Here is a 19,382-nt window from a genome sequence, read left to right as displayed (position 1 = left end):
TTTTGAAGAATAATTAGAAAAAGCCCGCACGGGCTTTTTTTTAACATATTAGAATTTATAAAGTTTTTTGGGGTCCCCGCAAAGTATTTGGAATAAGCATCGGAGCATAGGCTCCACTTTGTGGGGCTATTTTAGGTTATATGCGTAAATATACTGCTGCGAGGCTGCTGGGAGATAATAAACATGAAATGGTTGGAGCAGTACCCTAAGGAAGTAAAAGGTTTTCTTGTTGCAAGTCTCGTTGCCTCGGCAGGCGGGTCCCTGATGTGGCCGCTGACAACGATGTATGTATTCGATGAACTGGGACGCAGCATGAAGGATGCGGGTTTTGTCATACTGATTCAGTCCATGGGGGGAATTGCCGGTCAACTCCTTGGCGGTGCGCTGTACCACCGGGTTGGGGTGAAAAAGCTCATTGTGGGCTCGCTGCTGCTGAATGCCCTCGGACTGTTCACCCTTCCGTTCATTAATGGATTATGGGGCTTGTTCATCGCGATGATGGGTTTCATCGGATTCTGTAACGCGATATCGATGCCGGCCATTCAAGCGTTTATCGGCTTTCGGTTTGCCGATCGGCGGGGCGAATTGTTTAATGTCATATATGTTGCGAATAATATCGGCGTAGCCTTGGGAACGGCTATGAGCGGTTTCCTGGCGGAGATATCGTATCATTTAAGCTTTGTCTTAAACGGCGTCACGTCCTTCGGATTTGCGATTTTCTTCCTGTCCTACCTGACGAAACTGGGCGGAACGGGCGTATCGCAAGGGTCCCATCATCCCCAGCCCAAGAATCCGCTGCCGGCGGGCCCCGGGGCTTGGGCATTGCTCGGGAACACCCGAATCTATCTCTTTATGGGATTGGGTTCTCTGTTCCTGTGGTTCGGTAATTCCATCTGGAACACAGGGGTGTCTCCGTTCATCATCTCGGAGGGGATGTCCAAGACGGCTTACGGATATTTATGGACGCTGAACGGGATCCTGATTTTTGCCGCGCAGCCGCTCACGAATGCCATCAAGCGCTGGGCGGCCCGTACGGAGAGCAGTCAGATGACGGCAAGCGCTTTGTTCTATCTGGCAGCTTATGTCGTCATTGTGACGGTGCACAGTTATCCGGGTATGATCCTTGCGATGGTGCTGGCCACATTGGGGGAGATGCTGATTTCGCCTGCGATTCCGGCTTTTATCTCGGAGCGTGCAGGACAAGCGGCTCCGTTCTATATCGGCGTGACAGGGGGCATGGGTGCCGCAGGCCGGGTGATTGGGCCTTATGCGATGGGATCGATGTATGACGCCGGCGGGTTGACGCCGGTGGCATGGTTGGCTGTAGGTGTTGCCGTGTTGTCATTCCTGTCATTTGCCGTACATGCCCGGATTAGTAAGTACATCTCGCTTCATCACGACGCTCATGACAAGAATGCAGGTCACCTTAACGCATAGTCGAAGTTTTAATAGTTGATATAATTTCAGGATATAGGATTAAGCAGCAGGCCTTCTTCGGGGCTTACTGCTTTTTTTGTCTACAGTTTAAGGCTTACACCACTTGTCAAAGAAACGCCTTACAAAAAAATAAAAAGGATATTGAAATCGCTCTCAGGGGGAGCTATAATGAACTTGTCGAAACGTTTCAAAACAGAATGCGTTTTTTAAAGTAATTAAGCAAGCAATCTTTTTATTATGAACACAAAACAGCCTGTTTATCCCTAGGATAACCATGGAAAGGTGCTTTATAGGGGGAATGAAGAGACAGTAGGATTATAGAAGCAACCTTTATCCGGCGTCTTTATTTTTTCGAATAAAATCGAAACGTTTCGAAGTAAGTGCTTTCAATTGGGTTTTGCATTACGTTTCGCATGGTGGTAAACATTAAAAACGGGGTGAATGTAGAATGAGAAAAAAATCAATATTGTGGACGTTGGCAGCATTGCTGGTGTTCTCCGTCGTATTAGCCGGATGCTCGGGCGGGTCTGAGAAAGCAGATGGAGGTAGCGAAGGCGGTGGAGGCAAGAAGGAACTAAAAGTTTGGCTGATGGGTGATACGTCTGACGAAACCTTGATTAAGCAATATGAAGAGAAGAATCCAGGCGTTAAGGTAAGCGTTCAATTGATTCCTTGGGGCAGTGCCCATGACAAGCTGCTTACAGCGGTTGCATCCAAAAGCGGCCCGGACGTCGTGCAGATGGGAACAACCTGGATTCCGGAATTTGCTCAGGCTGGAGCTTTGCTCGATCTGACGCCGTATCTTGAACAGTATCCAAACTTGAAGCAAGAAAATTATTTTGATGGTGCTGTGCAAACCATGAGTTATGATGACAAGGTTGTCAGCATCCCATGGTATGTGGAAACGCGCGTACTGTTCTACCGTACGGACATTTTGGCTGAAGTAGGCTATCCGGAAGGTCCTAAGACTTGGGATGAAATGAAGGATGCCGGTAAGAAACTGGCAGCTAGAGGAGACGGCAATTACGCAATCACCATTGATGCTAAAGATATGAACTATCTGTCCATGTTTGCTTGGCAGAATGGAAGCGATATGATCGATGAGAACCGGACCCCGCATTTTAACGAGCCGGAATTCATGGGAGCCATGGAATACCTGAAGAGCTTCTATGATACGGGTATGACGCCGCTTGCCAGCGATTTGGATCTGTTTGCCGCATTTAAAGACGGGCAATTCCCGATGTTTATCAGCGGTCCTTGGATGATTCAGGGCGTTAAAGACAAAGCGCCTGAGATTGAAGGCAAATGGGCTACGACGACACTTCCAGCTAAAGAAAACAATGCATCGTTCCTCGGCGGAGCTAACATGTCGGTATTCAACACAACCGAAAATGCAGATGAAGCCGTTAAATTCATATCCTTCATGAGTGAAAAAGAATCGCAGCTGACCAACTATGATGTGGCCAAAAACCTACCTGCTGTTAAGAGTGCATGGGAAGACCAACGCTTTGAAGATCCGATTTTTGCTACCTTCGGAAAACAGCTCGAAAGCGCTAAGCCTGTTCCGTTCATTAAGGAGTGGGATGCTATCTCCCAAGAAGCCATTGCCGCATTTGAGAAAATTACGCTTGGCGGCGCTGACATCAAAGCAGAAATGGATCTTCTGAATCAGAAAGCTACTGAAATTCTAAACAAAAAATAAGAGTGCGTCTTAACGCAGCCCGGCTTGTTTCTTCGAAGGATGAAACAAGCCTGACTGCTTCCAAAGAGCGTTATTCTTATATTGAGAAACCCACACTTGCAGGAGGTGAATGACATTGCAGAACTTTATCAAGCGCTTTAACCAATATAAGTATCCTTATATGTTTATTGCGCCCGCACTGGTGCTGCTTATGACGTTCTCAATCATTCCGATCATCATTGCGCTTGTCATCAGCTTCACGAATATCGACCTGGCGGGTCTCGCCAACTATTCCAATATTGAAGCCGTCGGCTTCGATAATTTCATGAATGTATTTAAAGATCCGGTTTTTCTGAAATCGATGTTTAACACCATGTTCTATGTTATTATCGGTGTTCCGCTTGTCGTTATGCTTGCCATGGGTGCGGCATTGCTGCTTAACTATGGCACGGGATGGTTGTTTAAGACATTCCGCGTTGTTTATTATATGCCTTCCATTACGAATATTGTGGCGGTCGCGGTTGTTTGGGGATACCTGTATAACAGCCATTACGGCCTCTTTAACCATATGTTATCCTGGTTTGGTATTCCCGCACAGCAATGGCTGAATGATCCTACACTTGCCAAGTTATCTCTGATTCTTCTTGCCGTATGGAAATCGATTGGTCTCAATATGATCATTTTCCTTGCTGCGCTGCAGGGCATTCCACGCTCCTATTATGAAGCGGCGGAGATCGATGGTGCAAGCAAGTGGAAGAAACTGTTGTACATCACGGTGCCGCTCCTTAGCTTTGCTACCTTCTTTGTCACGATTACGACGCTGATCGGCTGGATTCAATTCTTCGAGGAGCCGCTGGTTATGACCAAGGGCGGACCGCTGAACTCCACGATGTCGATGGCCCTCTTTATTTATAACAATGGCTTCCAGCTTAGCAATTTTGGTTATGCGGCTGCAGGATCGTTTGTGCTCTTCATCATCATTATCGCTGTAACGGTCGTACAATTCGCAGTCAAGAGAAAAGATGTCGAATATTAAGATTCAGGTTCAACCGATGTTTTCGTATCGTAACTGAAGGAGGCTCAGGGTATGGCAGCTAAAAGAATTGAGAAAACAGTCATGACGGTGCTGCTCATTGCAGGAGGACTGCTGATGATGATTCCGTTTATCTGGATGATCACGTCCTCATTCAAGCCGGAAAATGAATTTACGGCAGTTCCGCCGACGTTATTACCGAAAGAATTTACGATTGAAAATTATGTGGATTTATTTACGAAGCTGGACTTTATCGTATACCTGAAAAATACGCTTATCATTGTGTTCTGGTCTTTTGTCGGTCTGTTCCTCAATGCGCTTGCAGGATATGCATTCGCTAAATACGAGTTCCCCGGCAACAAGAAGCTGTTTTATCTCGTGCTGGCAACGATGATGATTCCGGGACAGGTTACCATGATTCCGGTCTACCTGCTGATTAATGCCATGGGATTGACTAACACGATGGCGGGTATTGTGCTGCCTGGCCTGGTCGGAGCATTCGGTATTTTCCTCTTCCGTCAGTTCATGTCCACGATCCCTACGGATCTGATTGAAGCATCGAGGCTGGATGGAGCGGGAGAGCTGCGGATTTTCTTCCAGTTGATCGTTCCGATCACGAAGCCGGTATTTGCGGTACAGGGGATTTTGGCCTTCATCGGCGCTTGGAACAGTTTCCTGTGGCCTCTCATCATGGCAAATGACCAAAAGCTTTATACGCTTTCGGTGGGTCTGCAGCTTCTGAAAGGACAGCACGGATCTGATTTCGGCCTCCAGATGGCAGGCGCTGCATTTATGGTTGTTCCGATTATCATCGTATTTTCTTTCTTCCAAAAACATATTATTGAAGGATATACGATCTCTGGCATGAAATAAAATAGATAGAGTTTTTTAAGTAGTAGAAGGGGCGTAAGGAAATGGCAACGATTAAGGATGTGGCAAAGCTCGCTGGAGTCGCCTTGTCAACGGCTTCATACGCGTTAAGCGGCGACAGCAGAGTGAGTTCCAAGACAAGATCAAAGGTGCTCGAGGCAGCAAGGCAGTTGAATTATCGGAAGAACGGATTTGCCATGGATTTGAAGCGGAGCCGCACCAAGACAATCGCTCTTATTCTGACGGATCTATCCGGGCCTTATTATTCCGAGCTGATTCGAAGCGTACAGGAGGTAGCTTTAACCAACGGATATGATCTGATCGCCTGCAGTTCGATGGGTGGCAGAGATTCAACGGCGGTTAAATTTTTGAGAGAGAAAAGGGCGGACGGTGCCATCATACTTGCACCTAATATCCGGGATGAAGTTCTGATCGAGACCTCGGGTCCCCAATTTCCGATTGTCGTGATGGATCGTCCATTGTGCAGCGAATACCTGGTCAATGTGCTGGTCGATGGGGAACAAGGAGGATACACGGCTACCCGGTATCTGCTTGAGAACGGTCATCGGCATGTGGCATACATCAGCGGTTCGTCAGATTCGTACGATAACCATTTGCGTTATCAGGGGTATTTACGGGCACTTGCCGAGGCAGGGCTGGAGGAACAGTCGAAATGGCGTCTCAGCGGCAACTTCGTGCGCGAGGGCGGTTACAATGCGACCAAGATGATGATTATGCAGGGGGCGCTCCCGTCGGCGGTGTTCTACGGCAACGACGAGATGGCCATTGGAGGGTTGAAGGCTTTTGAGGAGAGCGGGATATCGGTGCCGGATGATGTATCTGTCATCGGATATGACGATATTCAATTAGCCGAATACGTGAATCCGCCGCTAACCACGATCAAGCAGCCCAAGAGCGAGGCGGGCTCGCTTGCAGCCCATTTGCTGTTTCAGATATTGGCCGGCGAATCCGTGAAGCAGTCTTATATGCTGACGACCGAAATGATGGAACGGGCATCTGCAGGGAAGAGCAAAGTAGAGAATTAATGGACCGGATTGGAGATGAGGAACTTGGCATGGATCACGTGTGATTTTTATTCCGAAGCACTGAAGCTGTCTACCGGCATAGAGGTTTTTCTGCCGCAAGCCGCTTTGCTGCCGTACGGTTCTTCTTCGAAACTGCCGGTGCTTTATTTGCTTCACGGACGAGGAGCGGATCAGACCGAATGGATGCGCAGGTCGTCCATCGAACGATATGCCGAGAATAAAGGCATCGCGCTCGTGATGCCGGGAGTCGGACGAAGCTATTATATGGACATGGCAAACGGCTTGCCTTACTTTACCTTCCTGAGCGAGGAGCTTCCACGGCTCGTTCAGTCGTTCTTTCCGGTGTCCGGGCGAAGGGAAGATACCTTTGTCGCCGGAATTTCGATGGGGGGTTACGGAGCGTTCAAGCTGGCCATGAGTTATCCGGATCGTTATGCGGCAGGCGCAAGCCTATCGGGTGGGCTGGATCTCGCCAGCCGCGCTGCAGGACCGGGCTTTCAGGAGGCAGAAATCCGTACCCTGTTTGGAAGCGTCGATCGATTGCGAGGAAGCCGGGACGATTTACTGTTCTTAGCCTCGGAATTCGCGGCATATACAGGCCATAAACCGATGTTGTATCAGTGCTGCGGAACGGAAGACTTTTTGTATAACGATAATCAAACCTTTAGACACTATGCGGACAGCCTGGGGCTTCATATCACCTACGAGGAAGAACCCGGTGGTCATGAGTGGGGATATTGGGATCGCAAAATTCAGCGGGTGCTGGATTGGCTGCCCCTGCCCTGAATTTTTTGTTCGCATTTATTGAAACGTTTCGATTTAATACGCGGATAAGTGCTGATTTCCTCTTTTTTAAAATTGTTGATTTTTAAGTTAAAACACTTATAAGATATATGATTTTCAGGGATTCTTTGATCGCTTTCGGGGAAATCAAAACGTTTCGAATTAACTGTAAAGTGAATGGCAATGACAAAGGAGGATGGGAAATGGCAGATCAACAACTACTTTCTCTGGTAGAGCAGATGACGCTGGAGGAAAAAATTGCGCAGCTTATACAACTGGCCGTCCCTTTTTTCGAAGGTGCTCAAGAATCGGGGCAGATTACAGGACCGATGGAGTCGCTTGGCATCACCGATGACATCGTAAGTAATGCCGGCTCCGTGCTAGGTTTGGCGGGTGCGGAGGAAGTGATAGCCGTACAAGAAGCACATTTGTGCAAAAATCGATTGAAAATTCCGCTGCTGATGATGGCCGATATCGTTCACGGCTTTAAAACAATCTTTCCGGTGCCGCTCGCCATGGGGAGCTCGTGGGACCCTGGCCTTGCGGAGCGGAGTGCGGAAATCGCTGCGCGCGAAGCCGCGGTATCCGGCCTGCATGTGACTTTTGCACCGATGGTGGACCTGGTGCGCGATCCCCGCTGGGGACGGGTGATGGAATCGACCGGTGAAGACCCTTACTTAAACAGTGAATTTGCCAGAGCTTTTGTCAGAGGCTTCCAAGGGGATGATCTGAGCGGGGATCTTAACCGGCTGGCTGCTTGCGTGAAGCACTTTGCCGCATATGGAGCAGGCGAAGGTGGCCGCGATTACAATACGGTGGACATGTCCGAGCGTCAGCTGCGGGAATATTACTTGCCTGCGTACAAGGCTGCGCTGGATGAGGGTGTCGAGATGGTCATGACCGCCTTTAATACCGTGGATGGCATACCGGCTACGGGCAATAAACGGCTGATGCGCGATTTGCTGCGCCGCGAATGGGGCTTTGAGGGCGTGCTGATCTCCGACTGGGGAGCGGTCAAAGAGCTAATTCCACACGGGGTAGCGGAGGATGAGGCAGAGGCAGCGTTAAGAGCTATTGAAGCGGGCGTGGACATCGAGATGATGACGTCCAGCTATGTTCATCATTTACCAGACATGGTACGCGATGGACGGGTGGACGAGAGCCTTATTGATGAAGCGGTGCTGCGTATTCTGTCTTTGAAAAAGCGCCTTGGACTGTTCGAGCGCCCTGTGCGGGGGGCTGATCCGCAGGCGGAACGGGAGATTGTGTTCTGCGAGGAACATCGACAGGCGGCCCGGGAAGCTGCGGCGAAATCCTGCGTGCTCCTGAAGAACGACTCCCTGCTGCCGCTGGGCGGCGGGCAGCGCGTTGCCTTGATCGGCCCGTTCGCTGCCAGCGGCGATATTCTTGGCCCCTGGTCCTGGACAGGCTCAAAAGAAGACGCGGTAACGCTGGAGCAGGGACTGCGCTCCAAGCTGTCTTCCGGCGCGCTGACGGTGGCCGAAGGCTGCGGCGTGAACGCCATGACCAGGCAGCAGCTGGAAGAGGCGATGAAGGCAGCAAAGGAAGCCGACGTGATTGTGCTTGCGCTGGGCGAGGATTCCGAGATGAGCGGCGAAGCGGGCAGCCGTGGGTTTATAACGCTGCCACAACCGCAGCTCGAGCTGATTCAGCATTTGAAAACGCTGGAGAAGCCGATGGTTGCCGTATTGTTCAACGGTCGTCCGCTGGATCTGCATGGGGTGCTGGACGAAGCGGAGGCCGTGCTGGAAGCCTGGTTCCCGGGAAGTGAAGGCGGGGCGGCCATAGCTGCACTTCTGACGGGCGAGGCGAATCCTTCCGGCCGGCTCAGCATGTCGTTCCCTTATTCCGTGGGACAGGTGCCGGTATACTACAACCATTTTAATACCGGCCGTCCGAAGGATGCGCCCGATGCGCAGGTACGCTATGTATCGCAATATTTGGACATTCCGAATGAGCCGCTGTTTCCGTTTGGATTCGGCCTCAGTTATACGGAATTCGTTTACGGAAAGATGACGCTGTCGGCGGATGAAATGTTCCCGGATCAGCCGCTTGAAATTACGGTTTCGGTGACGAATGCCGGCGATATGGCCGGTGAAGAAGTGATCCAGCTGTACGTCCGCGACCGATCAGGAGAGGTCGTTAGGCCTGTCAGGGAGCTAAAGGCTTTCCGCAAGGTGCTGCTGCAGCCGGGCGAACGACAGGAAATCACGTTTACGCTGACCGAAGAACAGCTGCGTTATCATCACTCGGATTTGTCTTTCACCAGCGATGCGGGCGAGTTCGACATCATGGTCGGAAAGAATAGCCGGGATACGGAGACCAGACGTTTTCGGCTTCGGAAATAACACGACTAACATCATTTATGCAGAATAGGAAGTGAAACTTGTGACAGCCAATCATGTAATGAACGATGCAAAGATGGTACTCCAGGCGGGAGAATTGACGTTTTCTTTTTTGCCTAGCGGTGATCTTTATCAAGCCACTTACGGCACGACGATGATCAATCAGCTGCTCTCGAATTCGATTGATGGCGCCCTCAACAATTTGTTTCTGAGAATCCATACCGAAAGCGGCATCGAGGCCGTTCCTATGCTCGGGGTGCACTCCAACAGCGTGGTCACTCATGCGGATAACCGGATGATATGGGAAGGCAGCGTCAAGGGAGTAGATTATAAGGTTCTGTTTACCCCAACGGATACCGGCGCATGGTTCTGGGACGTCGAGCTCCAGGGGGAAGGGATTCAAGCCGACGTCGTGTATGGGCAGGATATCGGCATCGCCCATCCGGGCGCCGTTCGTAACAATGAGGCCTATTTGTCCCAGTACATTGACCATGCTGTGTTCAAGCAGGAAGATCTGGGGTATGTTGTGTGCTCCCGTCAAAATCAGCCGCAGGGAGACGTATTCCCCTATCTTCAACAAGGAGCGCTGACTTCTACGGTGGGGTATGGAACGGATGGCTTTCAGTTCTTTGGCCTTTCTTATAAAGAGACGAACCAGGCTGAGGCTTTATCCAAGGAGGGCCTGCCGAATGAGGTATATCAATATGAGTTTGCCTATACCGCCCTGCAGTCCCCTCGCGTAACGCTGAATGGCACGGCACGGTTCGTATTTTACGGCCTGTTTAAGGAGAATCATCCGGATGCAGTCACAACGCTTGAATTCCAGGATGAGCTTCAGGCTGCGTGGCAGCGGGTTGAAGCGCGCCGCTTGACGGAGACGGGCAATTCCCTGCCTCGGATCGAGCGATCCGAGCGCTTCGGGGAGCCTCTGCGCACATTGCCGCTGACGGAAGACGAGTTGAACGCTTTGTACCCTGTACGCCGCCAAGAGGAGCGTGACGGGGAAGAACTGCTCTCGTTCTTCACGGATACTTATGAGCATATCGTCATGAAGGAGAAGGAGCTCCGCGTAGAGCGTCCGCACGGCCATATCTTGATGAGCGGCAACAATGTGAAGCTGGGCAGTCCTGTCATCACGACAACCTCTTACATGTACGGCGTGTTTAATTCCCAGCTGGTGACGGGGAACACGAATTTCAACAAAATGATGAGTCATGCACGAAATGCACTGAACGTGCCTAAGACATCTGGTCAGCGGATTTATGTGGAGATGGACGGAGAGTACCGCCTGTTGACGATGCCGTCCGTGTTCGAGATCGGCTTCAACTATGTACGGTGGTACTATAAGACCGGAAGTGACATGCTAATCATTACGAACTTCACGTCTGCCGCGGCTCCGGAGGTTACGCTTCAAGTTCGTTCCGAGAGTGGAAGGGCTTATCGTTATCTGGTCACCATGCAGATCACGATGGATGTCAACGAATACGAAGTTCCTTATCATATGATTCAGGAAGACGGTAGCCTGACGTTCCGTGCCGATTCGTCTTCACTCAGTGCTTCTGTGTACACAGATTTGCATTATCGTCTTGGCGTGACGGGAGCCGATATGCAGGTTAAGGACGAAACTTGTCTGGCAAACAACATCGCGCCTGGCAGTGCCTCCATAACAGTACTTGAGCTTGGCGAGAGCGCGGAATGGAACATGACGGTACAAGGCAGCCTTGATGCAGCGAACGCTCCGCTTGCGGTGCGGGAAGCCGATGAAGAGATTGCAAGTTACCGCTCATTCTATGCGTCAGTCATGAACGGGTTCCATCTGAGCCTGAAGAATGGACAGGAAGACGGCTTGTTCAAGGTGAATGCGCTGGCCTGGTGGTATACGCATAACATGCTCGTTCACTATTCGGTACCGCACGGCCTGGAACAATATGGCGGCGCAGCGTGGGGAACACGCGATGTATGCCAAGGGCCTGTTGAATATTTCATGGCTACGCATAAATACGAGCAGGTTCGCGATATCCTGCTTGAGGTATACACTCACCAATATGAAGATGACGGAAACTGGCCGCAGTGGTTCATGTTTGATAAGTACGCCCATATCCAGCAGGAAGAGAGCCACGGCGACATTATCGTATGGCCGCTTAAGGTGCTGGGCGATTATTTGGCCGTTACTAGCGATTACAGCATCCTGGAGTCGGCCGTTCCATACACGAGAAAGCACAGCTTCGATTTTACGAAGCAGACGTACACCGTGCTTGAGCATGTGAAGAAGCAAATGGCCTATATTCAAAATCATTTCCTTCATGATACCTATCTGTCTTCTTATGGAGACGGAGACTGGGATGATACGCTTCAGCCGGCTAACGCGCAGCTGAAGCAGTTCATGGTCAGCAGCTGGACGGTGGCTTTGACCTATCAGACCTTGAACCAGTTCTCCCAGGTCATGGGGCCTGTGGACCAAGCGATGTCCGATGCCGTGGGGGATCTCGCGGAAGGAATTCAGCGGGATTTCAATACGTATATTTTGAATTCTGAAGTGATTCCCGGCTTTGTCTATATGGAGAGCAAAGAGCAGAGCAAATTCCTGCTTCATCCGTCCGATGAGGAAACGGGAATCCAGTACCGGCTGCTTCCGATGACGCGCAGCATGATCAGCGAGCTGCTGACGCCGGAGCAGGCAGCAAGCCATTATGAGATTATCCGTGAGCAGCTGTTCTGTCCGGACGGCGTGAGATTGATGAACCGTCCAGCCGTATATGCCGGCGGAGTCAGCACGCACTTTAAACGGGCGGAGCAGGCGGCGAATTTTGGCCGGGAGGTTGGCCTTCAATATGTACATGCGCACATCCGTTATGTAGAGGCGATGGCCAAGCTCGGCAAGAGCAGCGAGGTTTGGAGCGGGCTTGAGCGCATCAACCCGATCGGCATTGCCGAGGTTGTGTCGAATGCGGAGCTGCGTCAGAGCAATGCGTATTTCAGCAGCTCGGACGGGAAGTTCAACACGCGCTATGAAGCGCAGGAATCGTTTGATGCGCTGCGGAGCGGAAGCGTGCCTGTCAAAGGCGGATGGCGGATTTATTCCAGCGGTCCGGGGATCTACATGAATCAGTTGATTTCCAATGCGCTTGGCATTCGCGAAGCGGGAGGAGACCTGGTGATTGATCCGGTCCTGCCGAAGACGCTGGATGGCCTGGAGTTCCAATTCAACTACGCGGGGGTGGCGGTAACGTTCATTTATCACGTGGATCATTCCGAGCGGTCCCGTATTACGATTAACGGGCAGGATGTAGCAGCGGATACGATCCGGAACCGATATCGCACAGGCGGCGTTCGTATTGCAGGCGCGGATTTCAAACGATTGGCCGGAGAGGGCGACACCGGTTGCGTCGTGGATATTTACATCTGTATTCATGAACAATAATTCTTGACCCCGTGAAACTCGTCTGCAAGAAGCAAACCGGTCTGATATAATAGAGGGAATGGTTATCAAAGCGAGGGATGGCGATGAAGACCGGTCAAGAGACATTGACCATCCGGTTCTCCGAGATGAAGGATGCTGCTGCACTCATGGAACTCGACGAACTGGTATGGGATCGCAATACGGCCCCTGCCCCATTGGAGTGGAACTCAAGAGATCATTATCTTCTGCATTGTCCGCCAGGCACACAGCTCGTGGCCTTGCATGAGGGGGTACTGTGCGGTTACATCGGATTCCGGTCGCCCACAAGCCTTCATAGTAATCGTCATGTGCTGGAGCTGAACATCGCGGTTCACCCTGCCTATCAACGGCAGGGCATCGGGCAGCGTCTGATCGATGCCGTGAAGGATATGGCGCGCGTGGAGGGCATTTCGAAGCTGAGGCTGCGGGTGCTGTCCAGCAATCCTGGCGCATTCGCTTTTTACAGGAACTGCGGGTTTCAGGAAGAGGGCAGGCTGATTCAGGAGTTTTATGTGGATGGACGTTACGTCGATGATATCTTAATGTGCTGCTTCTTATCATGATTGACCACATCATGATATCCCTCTAGGCCGGTTACCGAGCGGCAGAGAGATGAAGGTCATAGGGTTGAACAGTCCGGCAGCTTGCCGGGCTGTTTCGTATGTTAAGGTCAATCAGGGATTTCTGGTTGGCCTTATGTTATTTGGCCCGCCACTTATAACGGCTTCTGGACAAGGGCACACGCTATTGCATATAGTAGATGAAAAGAAAAGAAGGCGGAGGTTATTTTCCATGACCATAGGCATTGTATCGCTGAATGTGGGAAAGCCTGTAACGGTTGATTACCAGGGAAAGGACCTGTCCACGGGAATCTATAAGCAGCCTGTGGAGGGTCCCTTGTTCCTAAGTTCATTGAATTTCGAAGGGGATGGTCAGGCAGATCTCGTCAATCACGGCGGCGTGGATAAGGCAGTGTGCGCGTACCCCTCCGAGCATTATCCTTATTGGAAACACTCCTTGGGCAAACAGATGGAGTATGCTGCCTTTGGCGAAAACCTGACGCTGCGGGGGATGCTGGAGGATCGGGTCTACATCGGGGATGTATACCGGATAGGCGACGCTGTGGTACAGGTCAGCCAGCCCCGATATCCTTGCTTTAAGCTGTCGCAAAAGCATGGCGTGAAAGATATGCCGGCAAGAGTGCTGAATACGGGCTACAGCGGGTTTTACTTTCGAGTCCTGGAGGAAGGGGACGTACGTGCCGATTCTGCGATCGTTCAGCTTGAGTCCCATGCTTCCCGCATAACGGTGCTGGACGTGCTTCGAATGATGAAGGATGGACGGAAGGATGAACGCGGATTATCCCGCATGCTGGAGATCGATGTGCTGTCAGCTAGCCTGAAGACGCAATTCGGCAAGTGGCTGGAGACCCTGCTGGAGAATCAGGAGTGAGACGATGGTTCTTGCCAGCTTCTAGGCCATGGTCGACCTATATTCTAGAACACATACAGACAACAAAACCGGCTTGCGTCCTTATCGTGGGATTCAAGCCGGTTTTGTTCAGGATATAAAGGCTACCTCATCCGCTTCCATTCGCTCTGAATCATGCCGTAGACCGCGTGGTTAACATAGCCTTGGGGCAGCTTCTCCGCTTCCCTTATGACTCCTTCCAGCACAAACCCCAGGCGTTCCGGAATGGCCCGGCTGCGATGGTTAGCCGTTGCACAGCGGATCTCGACCCGGTTCAGGCCCATGCGCATCAGCGCGTGATCCGTGAACGCGCGGCATGCGCTTGTCATCAGGCCTTGCCCCGTGAAATGTTGATCCAGCCAGTATCCGATACTGACCGAGCGGTTGTTCCAATCGATCTCATGGAACGAGATGGTGCCTGCCAGCTCCTCGCGGACCCAAATGCCGGCCGAGAAGCCGCCGTTCTCGGCCGCTTGCTTCATGGCGCCTTTGATATAATTGACGGTATCGTTGACCTCGGTGACGGCATCCACCCACGGAAGCCACTTGCGGAGGCGGTCCCGGGAACGATCGGTAATCTCGAACATCGCCCGTGCATGCTCTATGGCAAGCGGGCGCAGTTCAACATGGTCATCTAATGTGTATCCAAACATAAGGTATCTCCTTTGTTCTCTCGTGAAGTGTATGTAACTTTAACGAGTCCGCTTCACTTTTTGCTCCAATGCGTAAATATCTTCTTCAAGGGAAATCATACGCTGACTGACAACCGTTCTGCAGTCGCTGAGCGCTTGATTGTATAGATGAGGCCCTAGGGTCTCCGTGAAAAAATCAAGAACACCCTCTGCGGCTAGATGGCCGAGGGTTTCGCCGCGCTCGGTCTCAAAGTATTCCTGAACCAGTCCAATCAGCTGCTCGCGTTGTTCTTTAGGGAATTTGGTAGGTTTCATAAGATGATTGCAGGCCTCCTTCATAGCTGTTTTTCTCTCCATGCTACCCTATTGACCAGCCCCCGTCAAAACGATTTTCGCCGGCATTTTCGGCTGTGGGAGAATCCTCTGTGCGCAGGTTAGATGCTGGGAGCAGACTGCTTGCCGGAATCCTCATCGCAAGCTGGCAACTTGCGGCACGGAGGTGCCGAATTCCTTGAACAATCGCGGCATTACAGGTATATTTAAGGGAAACACGTTTATACAGGAGATAGACAGAAATTACAGGACGAAAGGTTGATCAACGTGGAGAACCATCGGGGCACCCCCTCCAATTTCATAAAAAATGTTATTACCGAAGACCTGAAGTCCGGTAAAGTCAAGGAAATCGTTACCCGCTTTCCGCCGGAGCCGAACGGCTACTTGCATATTGGACATGCCAAGGCCATATGGATCAATTTCACACTGGCCGATGAATTCGGCGGACGGACGCATTTGCGGTTCGATGATACGAACCCGGTGAAGGAAGACATTGAGTATGTTAACTCCATTAAGGAGGATGTGAAGTGGCTCGGATTCGATTGGGAAGAGCTGCGGTACGCGTCCGATTATTTTGAAGAGATGTACAATCGTGCCGTGCTGCTGATTAAGAAAGGGAAAGCTTATGTGGATGACCAATCCGCTGACCAAATCCGCGAAACGCGCGGAACCCTGACCGAGCCCGGGCATAATAGTCCATACCGGGATCGCAGCGTGGAAGAGAATCTGGATCTGTTCGAGCGGATGCGCAAAGGGGAATTCGCCAACGGCGAGCGCGTGCTGCGCGCCAAGATCGACATGGCTTCGCCGAATATTAATCTGCGGGATCCGGTTATCTACCGGATCTCTCACGCGCATCATCACAATACAGGCGACAAGTGGTGCATTTATCCGATGTACGCATTTGCTCATCCGCTGGAAGATGCCATTGAAGGGGTTACGCATTCCCTGTGCTCCCTGGAGTTTGAGGATCAGCGTCCGTTCTATGACTGGGTTGTGACGGAATGCGAGATGGACAGCACGCCGCATCAGTACGAATTCGGTCGTCTGAACGTGGCGCAGACGGTTACGAGCAAGCGCAAACTGAAGCAGCTCGTCGACGAGAATGTGGTGGACGGCTGGGATGATCCGCGCATGCCGACGATCTCCGGACTTCGGCGCTTGGGGTATACGCCTGAAGCCATTCGAAACTTCGTGTTTGAGACGGGAATTTCGAAGGCGTACGGCACGGTGGACCGCCAAGTGATGGAACACTTTATCCGTGAGGACCTGAAGCTGAAGGCGCCGCGTACGATGGCTGTGCTGGACCCGCTGAAGGTGGTCATTACGAATTACCCTGAAGGTCAGATCGAATGGCTGGATGCCGAGAACAACACAGAGAATCCGGAGATGGGGATTCGGCAGATTCCGTTCTCGCGCGAGATTTATATTGAGCAGGAGGATTTCATGGAAGATCCTCCGAGCAAATATTTCCGCTTGTTCCCCGGCAACGAGGTCCGTTTGAAACATGCGTATTTCATCAAGTGCAATGACGTGATCAAAGACGAGAACGGCAAGGTCGTCGAGATCCACTGCACGTATGATCCGGAGACGAAGAGCGGCAGCGGCTTTACCGGACGCAAGGTGAAAGGAACGATTCACTGGGTGGAAGCCACGCAGGCCGTACCTGCCGAATTCCGCCTGTTCGAACCGCTGTTCAAGGACGAAGAGGAAGAAGCCGAATTGATGCAGGAGGTTGCAGGCGAAGCGGAAGAAGCAAGTGCCGAGAAGTCCTTCCTGGACGACATCAACCCGAACTCGCTGCAAATCGTGCAGGGATTCGTGGAACCGAATATGAAGGATGCTGCGCCACAGGACAAGTTCCAGTTCTTCCGCCACGGATATTTCAACGTCGACTCGAAGTATTCGCAGCCAGGACGTCCGGTATTTAATCGCGTGGTCTCCCTGAAGAGCTCGTTCCAGCTTCCGAAGAACTAAATCAAGATAACGGCATAGGCGGCGTAGAAGACGTCTCCTATGCTCTATAACGCAAATAAGACTCGAAGATTCCCGTTACAGGATTCATTCGAGTCTTGTTATATTTACGGTGATACCATCTTGTTGAATGGCTTGCGTACAGACCACGATCTAACTCACAGCGTACTCCTCCATCTCGTCGCTATCGGGATCGTCCGGATGCAGCGGCTGATATCCGTGCTTGCGAAGGTTGTACCACATCCAGCCAAAGCCGATGGCACCCACAATGGCAAGCATCGTGCCGGTCCGGTACATGATCTGCGCCCCGAAGTTCTGGAACATCCAGCCGCCGGCGAGACCGCCGATGACGCCGGATATGCCGCTCCAGCTTAAGGTATAGATCGCTTGTCCGGAAGCGCGATACGGCGTCGGCACAAACAGCATCGTCAGCTGCACGCCGACATAGAAATAGCCGCCGAAGGTTACGCAGTGCAGGAGCTGGATGAAGGCTACCTCCAGCGCGCTGTTGGCTTCCGCCATCAGCAGCCAGCGGAGGGCGAAGAGCAGGCTGACAATCGTCAAGCAGCCGACCAGGACATTGATTTTCCGTTTCAGGAAGCGGTCAAACAGAATGAAGATCACCACTTCAAATATCGACGAGAAGAAAATCGCAAGGCCCACCATCTGCTTGGTACCGCCAAGCTCCAGGATGTATAGGGACATAAAAGTGTTATTGGCTGTGTTCGGAATGGATACCATAATGCCTAACAGGATAAAACAGACAAAATAGGAGTTCAGGAACAGCCTGCTGAGTCCTCTAAGGCTGACCGATGCCGATGCTGTCGTCTTCTGGATGGAGGGCAGCGTAAACATGAACACGGCCGCCACCAGCAGCATAATCGAGAACACGATGGCGATGCGCCCCGACCCGAGCCGGTCGATGACAGGCCCAGCAGCGATAGCCGTCAGCGCCCATCCGAGCGAGCCCCATAGCCGGAACGAGCCGAACTTTTGCTGCGTCCCCTCAATATAGGTTAGAATCAGCGAATTTGTCTGCGAGAACATCGGAGTCTGGAAGAAATAAAAGAAAATCATTGTCATGTATATCATTGCATAGGTGTTCGCCTGAAATACAAGTTGAACCAGCAGCAGCGTACCGGTCATCATGATCAGCAGCACCCGCTTGATGTTTGCCGCCCGATCACCCCAGAATCCCCAGAACGGATTGGCGAAGATGGACACAAATGGCGCGATCGCCATCAGGCTGCCGATTTCAATTTTGCTCATGCCGATGTCTTGCAAATATAACTGGAAGAAACCGGTGAAGATGACCATGGTTCCGTAAATGAAGAAGTTGAACAGCTTGAGCGATATCAGCGAAGGTTGGGCGTTGTCCATATTCCGCAAGTAGGTCATTCCTTTCAAACCGAATACAATCCACAATCGCGGCATCGAAAAAAAGCCGCTTTCCCTTTCAATGTATCACGCATTGAAAAGGGATACAAACCATCTTTTAAATGATTTTCCATTATTCTGCTTATTAACCTATAAACTGAATCAAGTTTTTTTACAACGTGTAAGAAAGGGGGGTAGAACATATGAGCGGTCAACCCATAGATGTCGGCTTTTCGCCGGATCAGGTGACGGGTATCGTACTTGCAGGCGGGGCCTCCCGGAGAATGAGAAGAAACAAGGCGCTTCTGCCCATGCAGGGAATGAGTTTGATCGAGCGAACGGTCCAGGCGCTTGACGGGGTTAGCGGCCGCGTCATCCTATCCACCAATACCCCCGAGTCTTATCAATTTCTCGGATTGGAATGCGTTCCCGACCTTTATGTCGGGCAAGGCCCGATGGCGGGTCTTCATGCAGCGCTCAAGTCATCCCAAAGCACATGGAATATGGTCGCTGCGTGCGACATGCCCCATATCCATGAGCGTTTCCTTCGGGGATTGCTGAATCTGGCGAATCAGCAGCTCACAGCCGATGCTGTAATTCCTGTTGTAGAAGGCAGGGTGCATCCGCTGCTGGCGGCATATCGCAAAGAAATCGTAGAAGGCCTTGAACGCAGGCTGAACAAGGGACAACTTCGCATGGTGGAGTGGGTGCAGGAGCTGAATGCCGTCTTCGTGCACGAGGAGCAATTAGAGGCAATTACGGGTCTTGATCCGCGCAAAATTTTATTTAATATGAACACGCCTGGGGAATACGAGGCAGCAGCCGGCCTGATGAATGCGGACTTGCCTGAGGATAGATAGTAGATTTCTATAGCTGAATAAAGGTGTACAAAAGCACGACGAAACGGTATTCATCATAAAAAAATAACCCCGCCAGCTAAA

General features: G+C 51.4%; 15 protein-coding genes. 12 read left to right on the top strand and 3 right to left on the bottom strand.

The window, feature by feature from the left end:
* Positions 1 to 183 precede the first annotated feature (183 nt).
* From ACQKPA_RS13830 to ACQKPA_RS13785, 10 genes are all read left to right on the top strand, one after another.
* A complete protein-coding gene (locus ACQKPA_RS13830; protein WP_427493051.1) occupies positions 184 to 1,437 on the top strand; it encodes an MFS transporter in 1,254 nt (417 codons plus the stop codon).
* Positions 1,438 to 1,885: 448 nt separating this feature from the next.
* On the top strand, positions 1,886 to 3,139 hold the full coding sequence (locus tag ACQKPA_RS13825; RefSeq protein WP_427493049.1) for a sugar ABC transporter substrate-binding protein: 1,254 nt from the start codon (positions 1,886 to 1,888) through the stop codon (positions 3,137 to 3,139).
* A 127-nt stretch (positions 3,140 to 3,266) separates the two neighbouring features.
* Positions 3,267 to 4,154, top strand: coding sequence for a carbohydrate ABC transporter permease (locus ACQKPA_RS13820; RefSeq protein ID WP_427493564.1), 888 nt, complete (start codon positions 3,267 to 3,269; stop codon positions 4,152 to 4,154).
* Positions 4,155 to 4,205: 51 nt separating this feature from the next.
* Positions 4,206 to 5,024 (top strand): carbohydrate ABC transporter permease, encoded by an 819-nt coding sequence (locus ACQKPA_RS13815; protein ID WP_100540992.1) that lies wholly within the window; start codon positions 4,206 to 4,208, stop codon positions 5,022 to 5,024.
* Between the two features lie 41 nt (positions 5,025 to 5,065).
* Positions 5,066 to 6,067, top strand: a complete 1,002-nt coding sequence (locus ACQKPA_RS13810) for a LacI family DNA-binding transcriptional regulator (RefSeq protein WP_216534396.1) — start codon at positions 5,066 to 5,068, stop codon at positions 6,065 to 6,067.
* A gap of 24 nt (positions 6,068 to 6,091) precedes the next feature.
* Positions 6,092 to 6,853 (top strand): alpha/beta hydrolase, encoded by a 762-nt coding sequence (locus ACQKPA_RS13805; protein ID WP_427493046.1) that lies wholly within the window; start codon positions 6,092 to 6,094, stop codon positions 6,851 to 6,853.
* A 200-nt stretch (positions 6,854 to 7,053) separates the two neighbouring features.
* On the top strand, positions 7,054 to 9,219 hold the full coding sequence (locus ACQKPA_RS13800; protein WP_427493044.1) for a glycoside hydrolase family 3 N-terminal domain-containing protein: 2,166 nt from the start codon (positions 7,054 to 7,056) through the stop codon (positions 9,217 to 9,219).
* A gap of 40 nt (positions 9,220 to 9,259) precedes the next feature.
* Positions 9,260 to 12,637: a GH36-type glycosyl hydrolase domain-containing protein gene (locus ACQKPA_RS13795; protein WP_427493042.1), complete on the top strand. Its 3,378-nt coding sequence runs from the start codon at positions 9,260 to 9,262 to the stop codon at positions 12,635 to 12,637.
* A gap of 83 nt (positions 12,638 to 12,720) precedes the next feature.
* Positions 12,721 to 13,218, top strand: coding sequence for an N-acetyltransferase family protein (locus tag ACQKPA_RS13790; RefSeq protein ID WP_427493040.1), 498 nt, complete (start codon positions 12,721 to 12,723; stop codon positions 13,216 to 13,218).
* A gap of 229 nt (positions 13,219 to 13,447) precedes the next feature.
* Complete coding sequence (locus ACQKPA_RS13785) at positions 13,448 to 14,107, top strand: MOSC domain-containing protein (protein ID WP_427493038.1); 660 nt, start codon at positions 13,448 to 13,450, stop codon at positions 14,105 to 14,107.
* Between the two features lie 122 nt (positions 14,108 to 14,229).
* Here ACQKPA_RS13785 and ACQKPA_RS13780 read toward each other — a convergent pair whose 3' ends face one another.
* Together ACQKPA_RS13780 and ACQKPA_RS13775 are read right to left on the bottom strand one after the other, a co-directional pair.
* Positions 14,230 to 14,778 (bottom strand): GNAT family N-acetyltransferase, encoded by a 549-nt coding sequence (locus tag ACQKPA_RS13780; RefSeq protein WP_113059576.1) that lies wholly within the window; start codon positions 14,776 to 14,778, stop codon positions 14,230 to 14,232.
* A 39-nt stretch (positions 14,779 to 14,817) separates the two neighbouring features.
* Positions 14,818 to 15,072: a DUF2164 domain-containing protein gene (locus tag ACQKPA_RS13775; protein ID WP_071218900.1), complete on the bottom strand. Its 255-nt coding sequence runs from the start codon at positions 15,070 to 15,072 to the stop codon at positions 14,818 to 14,820.
* Between the two features lie 276 nt (positions 15,073 to 15,348).
* On the opposite strand from ACQKPA_RS13775, the gene ACQKPA_RS13770 reads away from it, so the two are divergent.
* On the top strand, positions 15,349 to 17,067 hold the full coding sequence (locus tag ACQKPA_RS13770; protein WP_427493035.1) for a glutamine--tRNA ligase/YqeY domain fusion protein: 1,719 nt from the start codon (positions 15,349 to 15,351) through the stop codon (positions 17,065 to 17,067).
* 150 nt (positions 17,068 to 17,217) lie between these two features.
* On the opposite strand, the gene ACQKPA_RS13765 is transcribed toward ACQKPA_RS13770, so the two are convergent.
* Positions 17,218 to 18,498, bottom strand: a complete 1,281-nt coding sequence (locus tag ACQKPA_RS13765) for an MFS transporter (RefSeq protein ID WP_427493033.1) — start codon at positions 18,496 to 18,498, stop codon at positions 17,218 to 17,220.
* Between the two features lie 146 nt (positions 18,499 to 18,644).
* On the opposite strand from ACQKPA_RS13765, the gene mobA reads away from it, so the two are divergent.
* A complete protein-coding gene (gene mobA, locus ACQKPA_RS13760; protein WP_427493031.1) occupies positions 18,645 to 19,301 on the top strand; it encodes a molybdenum cofactor guanylyltransferase in 657 nt (218 codons plus the stop codon).
* Positions 19,302 to 19,382: the final 81 nt, after the last annotated feature.

Source organism: Paenibacillus sp. NPDC093718, from assembly GCF_050279985.1.
Lineage (GTDB): Bacteria > Bacillota > Bacilli > Paenibacillales > Paenibacillaceae > Paenibacillus_AQ.
This window is presented reverse-complemented; position numbering and strand designations above follow the sequence as displayed.

Coding starts and splice junctions, on each gene's coding strand:
- ACQKPA_RS13830 (WP_427493051.1), top strand. CDS start 184: ATGAAATGGTTGGAGCAGTACCCTAAGGAAGTAAAAGGTTTTCTTGTT.
- mobA (WP_427493031.1), top strand. CDS start 18,645: ATGAGCGGTCAACCCATAGATGTCGGCTTTTCGCCGGATCAGGTGACG.
- ACQKPA_RS13775 (WP_071218900.1), bottom strand. CDS start 15,072: ATGAAACCTACCAAATTCCCTAAAGAACAACGCGAGCAGCTGATTGGA.
- ACQKPA_RS13810 (WP_216534396.1), top strand. CDS start 5,066: ATGGCAACGATTAAGGATGTGGCAAAGCTCGCTGGAGTCGCCTTGTCA.
- ACQKPA_RS13815 (WP_100540992.1), top strand. CDS start 4,206: ATGGCAGCTAAAAGAATTGAGAAAACAGTCATGACGGTGCTGCTCATT.
- ACQKPA_RS13825 (WP_427493049.1), top strand. CDS start 1,886: ATGAGAAAAAAATCAATATTGTGGACGTTGGCAGCATTGCTGGTGTTC.
- ACQKPA_RS13785 (WP_427493038.1), top strand. CDS start 13,448: ATGACCATAGGCATTGTATCGCTGAATGTGGGAAAGCCTGTAACGGTT.
- ACQKPA_RS13790 (WP_427493040.1), top strand. CDS start 12,721: ATGAAGACCGGTCAAGAGACATTGACCATCCGGTTCTCCGAGATGAAG.
- ACQKPA_RS13800 (WP_427493044.1), top strand. CDS start 7,054: ATGGCAGATCAACAACTACTTTCTCTGGTAGAGCAGATGACGCTGGAG.
- ACQKPA_RS13765 (WP_427493033.1), bottom strand. CDS start 18,498: ATGCCGCGATTGTGGATTGTATTCGGTTTGAAAGGAATGACCTACTTG.
- ACQKPA_RS13780 (WP_113059576.1), bottom strand. CDS start 14,778: ATGTTTGGATACACATTAGATGACCATGTTGAACTGCGCCCGCTTGCC.